The following is a 13,362-nucleotide window of genomic DNA, read 5'->3' on the forward strand; positions in this document are numbered from 1 at the left end:
CCACGCATGGCGTGGATCTACCGGGGAGGCATGCATCCACGCATGGCGTGGATCTACCGGGGAGGCATGCATCCACGCATGGCGTGGATCTACCGGGGAGGCATGCATCCACGCATGGCGTGGATCTACTGGCACCGGTATCCACGCGGTTTCGAGGTTGCCGGCCAGCGGCCGGCACTACCCGCCGTGGGGGTGTCAGAGCTCGCCGTTGCGGCGTGCCTTGCGCTGGCGGTCGATGCGGAAGATGTAGCGCTGGATGGCGCTGTCGCCACCGCGAGGCAGGTCGTCGAAGCGCATGCCGACGCGCTTGACTTCGGTGCCGTTGGGCAGGCGTTGCGGCAGCAGGTTGCAGACCACCAGTTCGATCTGCAGGTCCGGGCCATCGGGCATCGACAGCTGCGCCCGGTAGCGCTGCTGCAGGCTGAAGATGGCGCAGTCGGTGGGAACGGTTACCGCCAGGCCGCCGCCACTGATGTCCACCACCCGCATCGAGAAGGCTTCGGCGCGGGCCTCGCCCGGTGGCAGCAGCAATTGCGGTGAGTCGGTGATGGGGGTTTCCAGCCGGTACAGCTCGCGCCGCTGCAGGTGCACCAGTTCATCGGGCAGCGGTGCACGGAACGCAACATGGCCCTCGTTGTCCACGCGCTGCAGGTCATGCAGGCGGAAACGCACCAGTACCCGTTCCAGCTGGGCGAAGCAGAGCAGGTGGTCGGACTGTTCGGCGGCGCGGTTGGAGGCCTCCTGCGGGCTGCCATCGAGCAGCAGGAAATCCTCGTCGTCGTCCAGTTCCAGCAGGGCGGTGGGGAAGGAGCGATCGCGGCCGTCGATATGGGCGTTGATCAGTGATCGCTGCTCGATCAGCGAACGCAGCAGCTGCCGCACCTGGCGCGGGTTGCGGACCAGAAAGCGATCATCCGCGGCGTCGGCCGCATGGACTTCGGGCAGTGCAGTGTCGTGGCCGTCGGACATGGAATCTGTGGTCAGGGGCGGGCGCCGACGCGTGTGGGCACGTGGCTCGAAAGAGGTATCGGCTGCGTTGCGGATTTATGTAGCACCGAACGCACTCGTTTGCTCCGTTGTGCCATGCCCGCGGCGGTCGGGCAAGCGTGGTGCCCGGGCCGGGCATGGCCCGGCGCTGCCTTTCCGCTGACGGGGTGGCGCGCGGCCACCCCGATGCTGCGATCAGAACTCCTGCCAGTCGCCGTCACCGGCCAGGGCCGGCTGCGCAACGGGCTTGCGTACGCGCGCAGGTGCGGCGATGGATGCGGGCGCCGCCTTGCGCGGAGCACTGCCGGCCACGGCCATGGCTGCGCGCGGGATCGCATTGCCCGCGCTCGGTGCGGCCAGGCGGAAGCGTGCGACGGCCTCGCCCAGCTGTGCGGCCTGGTCTTCCATCGCCCGTGCTGCAGCGGTGGCTTCTTCCACCAGCGCGGCGTTCTGCTGGGTGGTTTCGTCCATCTGCACCACGGTCTGGTTGACCTGCTCGATGCCGGCCGACTGTTCCTGCGAGGCGGCGGAGATCTCGGCCATGATGTCGGTCACGCGCTGCACCGACGCGACGATCTCGCCCATGGTGCTGCCGGCCTGGTGGACCAGGCTGGAACCCTCGGCGACCTTGCCGACCGAGTCGTCGATCAGCCCCTTGATCTCCTTGGCGGCGGCGGCCGAGCGCTGGGCGAGAGTGCGCACCTCGCTGGCGACCACGGCAAAGCCACGGCCCTGTTCGCCGGCACGGGCCGCTTCCACTGCGGCATTGAGCGCCAGGATGTTGGTCTGGAAGGCGATGCCGTCGATGACCGAGATGATCTCGGCGATCTTCTTCGAGGACGCTTCGATGGCCGACATGGTGGTGACCACCTGGCCGACCACTTCACCGCCCTGCGAGGCCACGCCATGCGCACCGATGGCGAGCTGGTTGGCCTGGCGCGCATGTTCGGCGTTCTGGCGCACGGTGGAGGTCAGTTCCTCCATCGAGGCGGCGGTTTCTTCCAGGTTGGCCGCCTGCTGTTCGGTACGGCGCGACAGGTCACTGTTGCCCGAGGCGATTTCGCCCGAGGCCAGGGTGATGCTCGAGGTGCTGGCCTGGATCTGGCTGACGATCTGGGTCAACTGGGCGACGGTGGTGTTGGCATCGTCACGCATGCGGGCGAACACGCCGTGGAACTGGCCGTCCATGCGTGCGGTCAGGTCGCCCGCGGCGATGGACTGCAGCAGCTGCGACAGCTGGCCAAGATTGCCGTCGGCGACCTCCATCATGCTGTTGAGCTGCTCGATCATCACGCGGAAATCGTGATCGAAGCGGTGTGCATCGCCGCGCTGGCTGAAGTCGCCGGCGGCGGCGGCCGATGCCAGGTGCTGGATCTGCGTGTTGATGGCCAGCAGGCTGGCCTTGGCCGCATCCATCGATTCGTGCAGGATCGCGCGGCTGCCCGGCAACCGGCGCGCATCGGGGGTGAGGTTGCCGGTGGCGTACTGGTTGAGCACATCGATGGCATCACGGATCGCATCGAGGTGTTCGAAGATCACCGTGTTGATGCCGCCGGCGAGCTGGCCATAGACGCCCGGGAAGTCTTCCGGAATGCGGTGGCTGATATCGGGGCCGGCATGCATCTGTGCCATCAGCTGGGTCTGCTCGGAGAAGCGACGCAGCATCGCGGTCATCTCCGCGGTAGCCGCCAGCATGCGGCCCGCCTCATCCTTGCCGGTGGCCTGGGTGGTGACGCTGAGATCGCCGCGGGCGACGGCTTGGATGGCATGCACGGCTTTGCCCAGCGGGCCGACCACGGCGCGCGAGATGATCACGGCCAGGGTCGCGGCGACCACCACCAGCAGCACGATGGCGGCGATGATGGCCAGCATGCTGTTGCGGTGGGTCGCGTTGGCGTCGTCGATCTTGCCCTGCATCTGGGTACCCAGCAGCGCACCCAGCGCCTTCAGGTCTTCGAACGCCTTGCGACGCAGTGGGCGGGACTGCTCGTCGGAAATCTGCCGGGCCGCTTCGCCATCACCGGCGGTAGCCGCTTCACGCAGCTTGGCATTGGCGGCGAAGTAGCCATCGACGTCGGCCTGCACGGTCTGGTACAGCGCGCGTTCCTTGTCGCCGGCCGGCAGCTTGGCATAGGCCGTCAGCTGCTCGCGCACCACTGCAGCGGTGTCGTTCATGCGCTTGTTGTAGTCGGCGACCTTCTCCGGCTGGTCCAGCATGCTGATCTGGGCCAGCTCATAGGTGCGGAACTCACCCAGCTGCGAGCGCACTTCACCCAGGTACTGCACCGATGGAATGTCGTTGGTCGCCATCGAGGTCAGCTTGGCGTTGGCTTCGGACAGGCGGACCAGGGCGAACGCACCCAGCACGACGGTCATCAGGGTGGTCAGGGTGAATCCCACAGCCAGCTTGCGGGCGATGGGCAGATCGTGGAACCACTTCATGCAGGGTGCTCCAAGGTGGGCAGAATACCGGCGGCGGCGCCGCAGGCAAAAGGTCGTTGCAGGAGGGAACGGTGGTGTCGGGTGAAGGATCGGTGACTGCCGTCAACCCGAGATAGCGGCGCAGCTGCGCCGTACTTTATGGACCGATGTCACATTCGCTGGCGTAGGGGAAACCAACGGAAAGCACGCAGCGGCGGGCCTTCTGCACTGATGGCGCGGTTTCAGGTGAAACCAAGCCGCCGATCGGGTTCACGGTGCAGCAAGACGGAGTTCACGGTTGTCGGCGCCGCCGCGTTGCGCGTGGGTACGATTGTTGCCGTGCCCGCGCGCAAACGAAAACCGCCGCCCCGGAGGGCGGCGGTCAGGTACAACGTGTAGCGCAGCTCAGGCGGCCTGCGGCACCCGCAGCGAACGCACCAGGCCGCCGATGTCGACGATCAGGGCGACGCGGCCATCGCCGAGGATGGTGGCACCGGAGACTCCGCCGATGCGGCGGTAGTTGTTCTCGATGTTCTTCACCACGACCTGCTGCTGGCCGACCAGTTCGTCCACTTCCAGCGCGATCTTCTGGCCATCGCCTTCAACCACCACCACCAGCGATTCACTGCCGGGTGCACGCTGGCCATAGCCGTAGTACTCGCTCAGCGACAGGATCGGCAGGTATTCGCCGCGCACGCGCAGCACGCGGCCTTCGCCGGCCATGCTGCGGATGTCGTCAGGCTGCGGCTGCAGTGCTTCAAGCACGTAGGCCAGCGGCAGGATCAGGGTTTCGCCGGCCACCGCCACGGTCATGCCGTCGAGGATGGCCAGGGTCAACGGCAGCCGGATCAGCGTACGGGTGCCGGTGCCGAGGCCACTTTCAATCTGCACCTCGCCACCGAGCGCCTGGATGTTGCGGCGGACCACGTCCATGCCCACGCCGCGGCCGGACAGGTCGGTGACCGCATCGGCGGTGGAGAAGCCGGGCTGGAAGATCAGGTCCCAGACCTGCGAGTCGGTGGGGTTGTCCGGTACGGCCAGGCCCCGTTCCTGCGCCTTGGCCAGGATCTTCTCGCGGTTCAGGCCGCGGCCATCGTCGCTGACTTCGATGACGATATGACCGCCCTGGTGCGAAGCGGCCAAGGTGATCGTGCCGGTCTCGTCCTTGCCGGCATCGCGACGCACGTCCGGCATTTCCAGGCCGTGGTCGATGGAATTGCGGACCAGATGCACCAGCGGATCGGCGATCTTCTCGATCAGGCCCTTGTCCAGCTCGGTGCCTTCGCCGATGGTGCGCAGGCGCACGTGCTTGCCCAGGCGGCCGGACAGGTCGCGGACCAGGCGTGGGAAGCGGCGGAACACTGCGTCGACCGGCAGCATGCGCACGCCGATCACAGCCTCCTGCAGGTCACGGGTATTGCGTTCAAGCAGGTCGAGGCCGGCGAACAGGCTCTCGGCATGCACCGGGTCCAGCGCGTGCGAAACCTGCTTGAGCATGGCCTGGGTGATGACCAGTTCACCGACCAGGTTGATCAGTGCATCGACCTTGTCGACGCTGACACGGATGGAGGTTTCTGCTTCCTGGCTGGCCCCGGTGCTGGCCGTCGGTGCGGCAGCGGCGGGCGCAGGGGCAGCGACCGGCGCGGCGGCCGGTGCCTGGGTGGCCAGGCTTGGCGGTGCGGCCGGACGGATGTCCAGTTCGCAGTCGTCCAGCACCCAGGCGAAGGTGTCTTCGATCTTGCTCCGCGGCACCTTGCCGACCAGGCCCAGGTCCCACGCCAGGTGGGCTTCGAGCGGGTCGAGCTGGGCGAAGCCGGGCAGGCGATCCATGCGCGCGGCCACCTGCAGCGAACCCAGGTGTTCCAGTTCGCGGATGATGCGCAACGGGTCGTTGCCACTCATGAACAGTGACGGCGCCGGGGTGAAGCCGATCTGCCAGGCTTCCGGCGTGTCGTCCACCTTGCTGGCGGCAGCGGGTGCAGCGGCGGCGGGTGCCTGGCCGGACAGCACCGCTTCCAGGCGCGCCTTCACCGCAGCGACCGCTGCAGGATCGGCGGGCTGGCCGTGCTCGGCCTCGCGCAACAGGGCGCGCAGTACGTCCACCGACGACAGCATCGCATCGACGGCGTTGCCTTCCAGTGCGCGCTTGCCGGCCCGCAGCTCATCGAGCAGCGTTTCCAGCACGTGGGTCAGCCCGGCGATGGCATCGAAGCCGAACGTGCCTGCGCCACCCTTGATGGAGTGGGCGGCACGGAACACCGAGTTGATGATCTCCGGGTCCTGTTGTCCCGATTCCAGGGCCAGCAGGCCAGCCTCCATGGCGTCGAGGCCTTCGCGGCTCTCCTCGAAGAAGGTGGCGTGGAAGCGTTGCAGGTCCATGCTCATGGCAGTGGCAATCCGGAAGCGAAGAGGGGGAGCAGTGCGGGGCGATCAGCCCAGCACTTTCTGCACGGTGGCGACCAGCTGTTCGGGATTGAACGGCTTGACCAGCCAGCCGGTGGCACCGGCGGCCTTGCCTTCGGACTTCTTGTCCGCTGCCGACTCGGTGGTCAGCATCAGCATCGGCGTGAACTTGTAGTCCGGCAGCTGGCGCAGTTCGCGGATCAGCGCGATGCCGTCCATGTTCGGCATGTTGACGTCGGTGACCACCGCATTGAAGCGCTGGCCCTTGGCACGTCCGAGCGCGACCGCGCCGTCTTCAGCTTCTTCGACGGCAAAACCGGCCGAGGTGAGGGCGAAGGAAACCATCTGGCGCATCGACGCCGAATCGTCCACCACCAAGATACGTGCGCTCATGCAGCGTTCTCCACAGATTTCAGGTTGTCATGGGGTACGTCCAGGCCCAGGGCCTGGGTGACGCCCAACAGGCGTGCAGCGTCACGGAAGGTTGCAGTGCAACCGTGGAAGCCGGTGCCCAGGCCTGCCTCGCGGCGGGCCTGCACGAAGGCGCACAGCACCTGCACGCTGGCGGTGTGGATGCGGCCGACCTGGCTTGCATCCAGGGTCAGCTCGCCTGCTTCCGCCACCAAGGGCGAAAGGCGGTTCTTGAGCTCGGTGCTGCTCTCGATGCCGAGATCCTCACCCAGTTCGACAGTGCTCATCGTTGCTCCGGACAAACGGTTCCAGCATTCATAACGGCACCGTGGGGCGGTTCTTTAGGGGTATCGGCGCCGTGCACCGATTCAGAGCACGGATTCACCCCAGCAGCTGCGTGGCGTCGAGCAGGATCATCGGCCGCTGGCTGATGCGGGCCACGCCACGGAACAGTTCATTGGAGATCTGGCAGATGCGGGCGGTATCGGGTGGCTCGATCTGCGAGTCGGTCAGGTTGGCCACGTCCTCCACGGCCGACACACGCAGGCCCAGGGTCTCGCCGTTCTCTTCAAGCACGACAATGCGGGTCTGTGCGTCATCCTCGGCGGAGGCCGCACCCAGGTGCAGGCCGAGATCCATCACCGGCACCACCTGGCCACGCAGGTTCATGATGCCGAGCATTGCCGGGGCAGTGCCGCGCAATGGCAGCAACGGCACCGGCAGCACCACTTCCTGCACCTTCAGCAGTTCCAGCGCGTAGGCCTGGGCGCCGCAGCGCAGGCGCAGCCAACGCGACGTGCGTTCAGCGGCGCGGCGGTTCTGCGGATGCGGGCTGCTGGCGGGCTGATGCGCCTGGGCCTGCAGCTCCTGCCAGGAGCCGGGGCGGTTGCTGGAGGGGGTGTCCACCGCGAGCCGTGGTGGCGGTGCGACGGCGGCGCGGGTCATCGATGGCATCGGTGCTGCTGCGGGGCGCGCGACGGCCTTGGCAACGGCCGGCGCAGCGATGTCAGCAACCACTTCGCCGTCGGCGGCGGCTTCGAAGGCGGCCTGCAATCCAGGGCTGTCGGTGTGCGCCAGGCTGTCGGCGGCGTCGGTTTCGTAGATCACTTCGTCCGGCAGGTCATCCCAGGTAGGTTCCGGCGCGGGCGGTGCGACAACGGCAATGGCCACGGGCGCGGCTTCATGGACGACCTCGGCCGGCAGGTCATCCCAGGTGGGCTCGCGGTCGGCGTCGGCGGCAGGTGCGGCAGCAGCATCGAAGGCGGCTTCGAGCGAAGCATCGTCGCTGGCCGGGGCCACTGCGACGGCGTCGGTTTCGTAGATCACTTCGGCCGGCAGATCGTCCCAGGTCGGCTCGCGTTCGGTGTCGACCGCAGGCAGGTTGGCGGCGTCGAAGGCGGCTTCGAGCGAAGCATCGTCGCTGGCCGGGGCGGCTGCGACGGCGTCGGTTTCGTAGATCACTTCTGCCGGCAGATCGTCCCAGGTCGGCTCGCGCTCGCCGTCGGCTGCTGCGCTCGTCGGGCGTGGCGCGGCGTCAGCGGCGACCGGTGCGACGGCAATGTCGCCGAGCAGCTCGTCCAGATAGTCGTCCAGCATGCCGGTGGTGTTCATGCCGCCTGCTCCAGGGCACGTGCGTCCTCACCGAGGATCCAGTTCAACGCACGCCGATAGGCCGCCAGGCCGCGTCCCGGATAGTCCTCGCCGATGCTCGGCAGGGTCAGGCCGGCCGCGTTGCTGATCCGGGTGTCGATCGGAATCGCGTCTTCCCAGACGCGGCTTGCGTGGCGGTCCTGCATGGCGCGCAGCGATTCATTGCCGGTGCGGGTGCGGCGGTCGAACAGCGTCGGCAGGATCGAGATCGGCAGCGGCCGGCGGCGCGAACGCTCGACCATCTCGCCGGTGCGGACCATGCCATCCAGGCCGTGCAGGGCCAACGGCTCGGCCTGGGTGGGAATGATCAGGCGATCGGCCGCGGCCAGCGCATTGATCATCAGCAGGCCCAGGGTCGGTGCGCAGTCCAGCAGGATGTAGTCGTGCTGGCCCTGGTGGCGGGCGAGCGCGTTCTGCAGGGCCAGGCCGAGGCCGGGCTGGTTGGCGCTGCGTCGTTCCAGCGTGGCCAGCGAGGCCTGCGCGCACACGTAATCGAGTCCGCCGATGTTGCTGGCATGGCTGAGCGCGGACAGGTCGGCTGGCGGTGCGCCGAACAGTTCCAGCACGCCGGCCGGTGCCGGCTCGATCGGCACGCCGAAGGCGCGGGTCAGCGAGGCATGCGGATCGAGATCGATCAGCAGCACGCGGTGGCCGAGCGCGGCCAGGCCGCGACCGAGGGCGAGGGTGGTGGTGGTCTTGCCGACTCCGCCCTTCTGGTTGGCGACTGCCCAGATGCGCATCGGATTACTCCTTCATTGCCGGGGGAACGGCGGCGCCGACACGGCTGCCAGCCGGCACCGGTGGCAACTGCACCGGTGCGATGGGGGAAGTGGGGGTGGTGACCGATGCTGCGGCGGCCTGTTCGCTGGCGCCGCCGGCAGCGCCAGTGGCGGCATTCAGGCGTTCGCCGAGCGGGTCCACCGAATGACTGGTGTCGGCCAGGATGATGACCATCACCCGCCGGTTGCGATTGCGGCCCTGTGCGCTGTCGTTGTCTTCGCGTGGGCGGAACTGGCCGTAGCCGACCATCGCCAGCCGCGACGGCTGCAGCCCCTGGTCGGCAAACAGATGCACCACGCTGGCCGCGCGCCCGGCCGACAGTTCCCAGTTGGACGGGAAGGTGGCGGTGGCGATCGGCACGTTGTCGGTGTGGCCTTCCACGCGCACGCTGTTGGGCACGTCGCGCAGCACGCCGGCCAGGCTGGCCAGGGTGTCGCGCGCATGCACGTCCAGCGCCGCCGAGCCGGTCGGGAACAGGATGTCGCTGTTGATCTCCACTTCGATCCACAGTTCGGTACGGCGCACGCTGATCATGCCGCGGTCGATCAGTGGCGCCAGCGCGGCGGTCAGGCGGTCGGCGATGCTGTTGAGCTGGCGCTCGGCGCGCGCGATCTGTTCCTGGTTGTGCACCGACACCGGCATGCGCATCTGCGAGGCCATCGCCGGCAGCAGGGTGGGGTCATGCGAGGGCGCGGGAGCGGACGGCCCGATCCTGGTGCCGGACTTGATCACCGACGGGCTGTCCCAGCCGCCGCCCTGCACCTGCTTGTTGCCCACCTGCACCGGATTGATGGTGCGCGGCGCACCACCGAAGGCGTCGGTGAGGGCGTCGGCCATGATCCGGTACTTGCCCTCGTTGACCGAGGAAATCGCGTACATGACCACGAAGAAGGCGAGCAGCAGCGTCATCAGGTCGGCATAGGGGATGGCCCATGCCTCGTGATTGGCGTGCTCTTCGTGGTGCTTGCGGCGGGCCATGTCAGTGCAGGAAGCCGGAGAGGTTGGTTTCGATGTTGCGCGGGTTCTCGCCCTGGGCAATCGAGATCAGGCCTTCGATGACCATTTCGCGGTCGCGGCTGGAATGGGCGATGACGCCCTTCAGCTTGGCGGCGATGGGCAGGAACAGCAGGTTGGCCGAGGCGATGCCGTAGATGGTGGCGGTGAACGCGGCGGCGATGCCGTGGCCGAGCTTGCTCGGGTCGGCGAGGTTCTTCATCACCGCGATCAGGCCGAGCACGGCGCCGATGATGCCCAGCGTGGGTGCATAGATGCCCATGCTTTCAAACACCTTGGCAGCGGCCTGGTCCTGGTGCTCCTGGCTGCCCAGTTCGATCTCCAGCATGTGCCGGATCGATTCGGGTTCAACGCCGTCCACCAGCAGCTGCAGGCCCTTGCGCAGGAACGGGTCCTGCTGTGCTTCCACCTGCGATTCCAGGCCGAGCAGGCCCTGGCGGCGGGCGATGTTGCTCCACTCCACGATCTGCTGGATCAGTTCACGACGGTCGCTGTGCGGCGGCCGCACGACCCAGCGCACGATCCTGAAGGCGTGCTTGAACACCGCTGGCGAGGTGTGCAGCAGGATGGCGGCGATGGTGCCGACGATGACGATCACGAACGCCGCAGGCGACCACAGCGACGCCAGGCCGGCGCCCTTGAGGATGCTGCCACCGACCAGCGAGGCCAGGGCGAGGAAAAGTCCAATGAGGCTGAGTCTATCCATGGGTCCGGTATCGGCTTGTATGAATGGGACTTGAGACACCGGGAGGTCGTGTACAGACGGTAGTCACAGTTTTCGGGTCGCCGGGCATGGCCCGGCGCTACCCTGCGGGGCCGTTTCCGGTAGCGCCGGGCCATGCCCGGCAGGCTTAGCGCAGTCCGTCCACGTCCAGGATCAGGGCCATGCGACCATCGCCGATCAAGGTTGCACCGGCATAACCACGCAGGCCGCGCAGCGCCTTGGGCAGGGGCTTGATGACCACTTCCTCACGCCCGCGCACCTGGTCCACCACCAGCCCGAAGCGCGCTTCACCGGCCTGCAGCACGACGATGGTCAGCAGGGGCGAGGCGGCCGGCGTCACATCCAGCCATTGCCGCAGGTCCACCAGCGGCAACGTGTGCGAGCGACGGTCCAGCACGGCACGACCATCGAACCAGCCCAAGGAGGTGCGCGGTGCATGCAGCACTTCCATCACACGGGCCAGCGGCAGCGCGTAGACGTCTTCGCCGGCCTGCACCAGCAGGGTCGGCAGGATCGCCAAGGTCAGCGGTACGCGGATCATGAAGCGGCTGCCGCGGCCCAGTTCCGACTGGATCTGTATCTGCCCGCTCAGCTCGCGGATGCGCGACTGCACCACGTCCATGCCGACGCCGCGGCCGGAAATGTCGGTGACCTGCTGCTTGGTCGAGAACCCCGGCAGGAACACCAGGTGCAGGCATTCCTCGCTGCTCAGGCGGGCGGCGGCTTCCGGGTCGATCAGGCCCTTCTCGCGCGCCTTGGCGCGCAGCTTTTCCGGATCGATGCCGGCACCGTCGTCCTGCACTTCGATGCTGACGTAGTCGCCTTCCTGCTGCGCCGACAGGCGCACGTGGCCCATCCGCGGCTTGCCCTGCGCTTCGCGCAGGTCAGGCATTTCCACGCCATGGTCGATGGCGTTGCGGACCAGGTGCACCAGCGGGTCGGCCAGCGCTTCGACCAGGTTGCGGTCGAGCTCGGTTTCGGCGCCGATCAGTTCCAGATCCACTTCCTTCTTCAGCGAACGCGCAACGTCGCGCGCCACCTTCGGGAAGCGCGAGAACACCTTGCCGACCGGCTGCATGCGGGTGCGCATCACCGCCGACTGCAGGCGCGCGGTGGCGATATCCAGCGTGGACACGGCGCGGTCCAGCTCTTCATCGCGCAGGCGTGCGCGCAGCGTCTTCAGCCGGTTTCGTGACAACACCAGTTCGCCGATCAGGTTGACGATGGCATCCAGGCGCTTGGTGTCCACACGCACGGTGTGTTCGGCTTCGGCGACAGGCTTGTTGGGTGCGGGCTTGGCAGCGGGCGGGGCCGGTGAGGGCGCCGGTCGCGGTGCCGGTACGGCGACAACCGCTGCGGTGGGGGTGCTGCCCGGGGCGGCGCCGCCATGCAGCTGGTCGAGCAATGCCTCGAACTCGTCCTCGCTGATCATGTCGTCGGCCTTCTTTGCCGCCGCCACGGTTGTCGGTGCCTTGCCGCCGTGCAGCTGGTCGAGCAGCGCCTCGAATTCGTCGTCGGTGATCAGGTCGCCGCCGCCCGCACTCGGCGTCGCGGCGGCAGGTGCGGCAGCGCCACCGCCATGCACGTCGAACTGGGCGACCAGCTCGGGCGGGGCAAAACCCGGTTCGGTGCCCGAAGATACCGCGTCAAGCATCGACTGCAGATAATCCAGTGACTGCTGGGCGGCATCGAAGTGATGCGCCTGCAGGACGGCCTGGCCGGCACGCGCAGCGCCCAGTGCTTCCTCGGCGGCGTGGCACAGCTCGACCATCGCGGTGATGCCGAGGAAACCTGCGCCGCCTTTCAGCGTGTGGTAGCCACGGAATACGGCGTTGAGCTGTTCATTGTCCTGCGGTGCCTGTTCCAGCGACACCAGCTGTTCGCCGAGGCGATCCAGGATTTCCTGGGCCTCGATGATGAAATCGGCAGTGATGTCGTCGGCTACTGCGCCCATGGTTACAGTCCCAGATCCGACAACAGGTCGTCGGCGTCGTTCTGCGAGACCGCATGGCGGTCCAGCCCCTTCAGTGCCGGCCCAGCCAGTTGCGGATCGGTGCGATGCTGTTCCGGCGGCAGGCCGAGCGCGCCGAAGCCTTCGTGAACGCGGCGGACGATGCCCACCACGCGGCGGATGATCTGCCCGGTCAGGTCCTGGTAGCTCTGGGTCAGGGCTATCTCGGTGAGGTTGTGGCGGATGCGGTCGAGCTGCACGTCCTGGCCCGGTTGCAGGCCATCGGCGCGCAGCTGTTCGGTCAGGCTGCGGCACTCTTCGGCCAGGTCCAGGGTACGGTGGGTGGCCTGTTCGGTCATCGCCACCACGTGGTCCAGGCGCGCGCAGGCATCGTCCAGCTCGCCGGCTTCATCGGGCACGGTCGGCAGTTCGCCCAGCGCCTGGCCCAGCTCGCGGGCCAGCCGCGAAAGGCCGCTCATCATCGGCTGGGTGCGCAGCGCCACCAGGCTGTCGATGCGCTGGCGCCATGCCGCCTCGTCGCCGGATTCCAGTGCATCCAGGGCTTCCTGCAGGCGCAGGGCGAGGGCGCTCTTGTCGACCGTGGTATCCATCAGGCGCTGGCCGCCAGGCGTTCGAAGATCTTGCCGAGCTTCTCTTCCAGCGTCTGTGCGGTGAACGGCTTGATGATGTAACCGTTCACGCCGTTCTGCGCCGCTTCGATGATCTGCTCGCGCTTGGCTTCGGCCGTCACCATCAGCACCGGCAGGGTCTTCAGCTTGGCATCGGCACGGATGGCCTTGAGCAGTTCGATGCCGGTCATCACCGGCATGTTCCAGTCGGTGACCACGAAGTCGAACGGCTGGCTCTGCAGCAGCGACAGCGCGGCATGCCCGTCCTCGGCTTCGGCGGTATTGGTGAAGCCCAGATCGCCCAGCAGGTTCTTGACGATACGACGCATGGTCGAGAAGTCGTCGACGATCAGGATGCGCATGTTCTTGTTCAAAGCAGAGTTCCTTTGTTG

The 13,362-nt window shown here is 67.4% G+C and carries 11 protein-coding genes and 1 pseudogene; all 12 read right to left on the bottom strand.

Annotation, left to right across the window (positions count from 1 at the left end):
• Positions 1 to 195: 195 nt before the first annotated feature.
• Positions 196 to 969: a flagellar brake protein gene (locus LMF57_RS09515; protein WP_117310341.1), complete on the bottom strand. Its 774-nt coding sequence runs from the start codon at positions 967 to 969 to the stop codon at positions 196 to 198.
• 213 nt (positions 970 to 1,182) lie between these two features.
• Positions 1,183 to 3,429, bottom strand: a complete 2,247-nt coding sequence (locus tag LMF57_RS09520; RefSeq protein WP_117310342.1) for a methyl-accepting chemotaxis protein — start codon at positions 3,427 to 3,429, stop codon at positions 1,183 to 1,185.
• A 384-nt stretch (positions 3,430 to 3,813) separates the two neighbouring features.
• Positions 3,814 to 5,793: a chemotaxis protein CheA gene (locus LMF57_RS09525; protein WP_025878970.1), complete on the bottom strand. Its 1,980-nt coding sequence runs from the start codon at positions 5,791 to 5,793 to the stop codon at positions 3,814 to 3,816.
• 45 nt (positions 5,794 to 5,838) lie between these two features.
• The gene (locus LMF57_RS09530) at positions 5,839 to 6,204 is read right to left on the bottom strand and encodes a response regulator (protein WP_025878971.1); all 366 of its coding nucleotides are present in this window, start codon (positions 6,202 to 6,204) and stop codon (positions 5,839 to 5,841) included.
• The gene (locus tag LMF57_RS09535; protein ID WP_059064119.1) at positions 6,201 to 6,509 is read right to left on the bottom strand and encodes an STAS domain-containing protein; all 309 of its coding nucleotides are present in this window, start codon (positions 6,507 to 6,509) and stop codon (positions 6,201 to 6,203) included. Before LMF57_RS09535 ends, LMF57_RS09530 begins: the two co-directional genes overlap by 4 nt.
• 94 nt (positions 6,510 to 6,603) lie before the next feature.
• Complete coding sequence (locus LMF57_RS09540; RefSeq protein ID WP_117310343.1) at positions 6,604 to 7,833, bottom strand: chemotaxis protein CheW; 1,230 nt, start codon at positions 7,831 to 7,833, stop codon at positions 6,604 to 6,606.
• The gene (locus LMF57_RS09545; protein WP_032974847.1) at positions 7,830 to 8,612 is read right to left on the bottom strand and encodes a ParA family protein; all 783 of its coding nucleotides are present in this window, start codon (positions 8,610 to 8,612) and stop codon (positions 7,830 to 7,832) included. The genes LMF57_RS09540 and LMF57_RS09545 overlap by 4 nt, the downstream gene beginning before the upstream one ends.
• A gap of 133 nt (positions 8,613 to 8,745) precedes the next feature.
• Positions 8,746 to 9,630, bottom strand: a pseudogene (gene motD / locus LMF57_RS09550) (flagellar motor protein MotD); the annotation flags it as partial.
• Position 9,631: 1 nt separating this feature from the next.
• Positions 9,632 to 10,372, bottom strand: coding sequence for a flagellar motor protein (locus LMF57_RS09555; RefSeq protein ID WP_049469710.1), 741 nt, complete (start codon positions 10,370 to 10,372; stop codon positions 9,632 to 9,634).
• A 145-nt stretch (positions 10,373 to 10,517) separates the two neighbouring features.
• The gene (locus LMF57_RS09560; protein WP_117310345.1) at positions 10,518 to 12,344 is read right to left on the bottom strand and encodes a chemotaxis protein CheA; all 1,827 of its coding nucleotides are present in this window, start codon (positions 12,342 to 12,344) and stop codon (positions 10,518 to 10,520) included.
• Positions 12,345 to 12,346: 2 nt separating this feature from the next.
• Entirely contained in the window at positions 12,347 to 12,952 is a 606-nt protein-coding gene (locus LMF57_RS09565; protein WP_117310346.1) for a protein phosphatase CheZ, read from the bottom strand.
• Positions 12,952 to 13,344, bottom strand: coding sequence for a chemotaxis response regulator CheY (gene cheY / locus LMF57_RS09570; protein ID WP_005413247.1), 393 nt, complete (start codon positions 13,342 to 13,344; stop codon positions 12,952 to 12,954). The genes LMF57_RS09565 and cheY overlap by 1 nt, the downstream gene beginning before the upstream one ends.
• Positions 13,345 to 13,362 lie beyond the last annotated feature (18 nt).

The organism is Stenotrophomonas sp. SI-NJAU-1, assembly GCF_020883215.1.
In the GTDB taxonomy this organism is placed as follows: Bacteria; Pseudomonadota; Gammaproteobacteria; order Xanthomonadales; family Xanthomonadaceae; genus Stenotrophomonas; species Stenotrophomonas indicatrix.

Coding starts and splice junctions, on each gene's coding strand:
- LMF57_RS09515 (WP_117310341.1), bottom strand. CDS start 969: ATGTCCGACGGCCACGACACTGCACTGCCCGAAGTCCATGCGGCCGAC.
- LMF57_RS09520 (WP_117310342.1), bottom strand. CDS start 3,429: ATGAAGTGGTTCCACGATCTGCCCATCGCCCGCAAGCTGGCTGTGGGA.
- LMF57_RS09525 (WP_025878970.1), bottom strand. CDS start 5,793: ATGAGCATGGACCTGCAACGCTTCCACGCCACCTTCTTCGAGGAGAGC.
- LMF57_RS09530 (WP_025878971.1), bottom strand. CDS start 6,204: ATGAGCGCACGTATCTTGGTGGTGGACGATTCGGCGTCGATGCGCCAG.
- LMF57_RS09535 (WP_059064119.1), bottom strand. CDS start 6,509: ATGAGCACTGTCGAACTGGGTGAGGATCTCGGCATCGAGAGCAGCACC.
- LMF57_RS09540 (WP_117310343.1), bottom strand. CDS start 7,833: ATGAACACCACCGGCATGCTGGACGACTATCTGGACGAGCTGCTCGGC.
- LMF57_RS09545 (WP_032974847.1), bottom strand. CDS start 8,612: ATGCGCATCTGGGCAGTCGCCAACCAGAAGGGCGGAGTCGGCAAGACC.
- LMF57_RS09555 (WP_049469710.1), bottom strand. CDS start 10,372: ATGGATAGACTCAGCCTCATTGGACTTTTCCTCGCCCTGGCCTCGCTG.
- LMF57_RS09560 (WP_117310345.1), bottom strand. CDS start 12,344: ATGGGCGCAGTAGCCGACGACATCACTGCCGATTTCATCATCGAGGCC.
- LMF57_RS09565 (WP_117310346.1), bottom strand. CDS start 12,952: ATGGATACCACGGTCGACAAGAGCGCCCTCGCCCTGCGCCTGCAGGAA.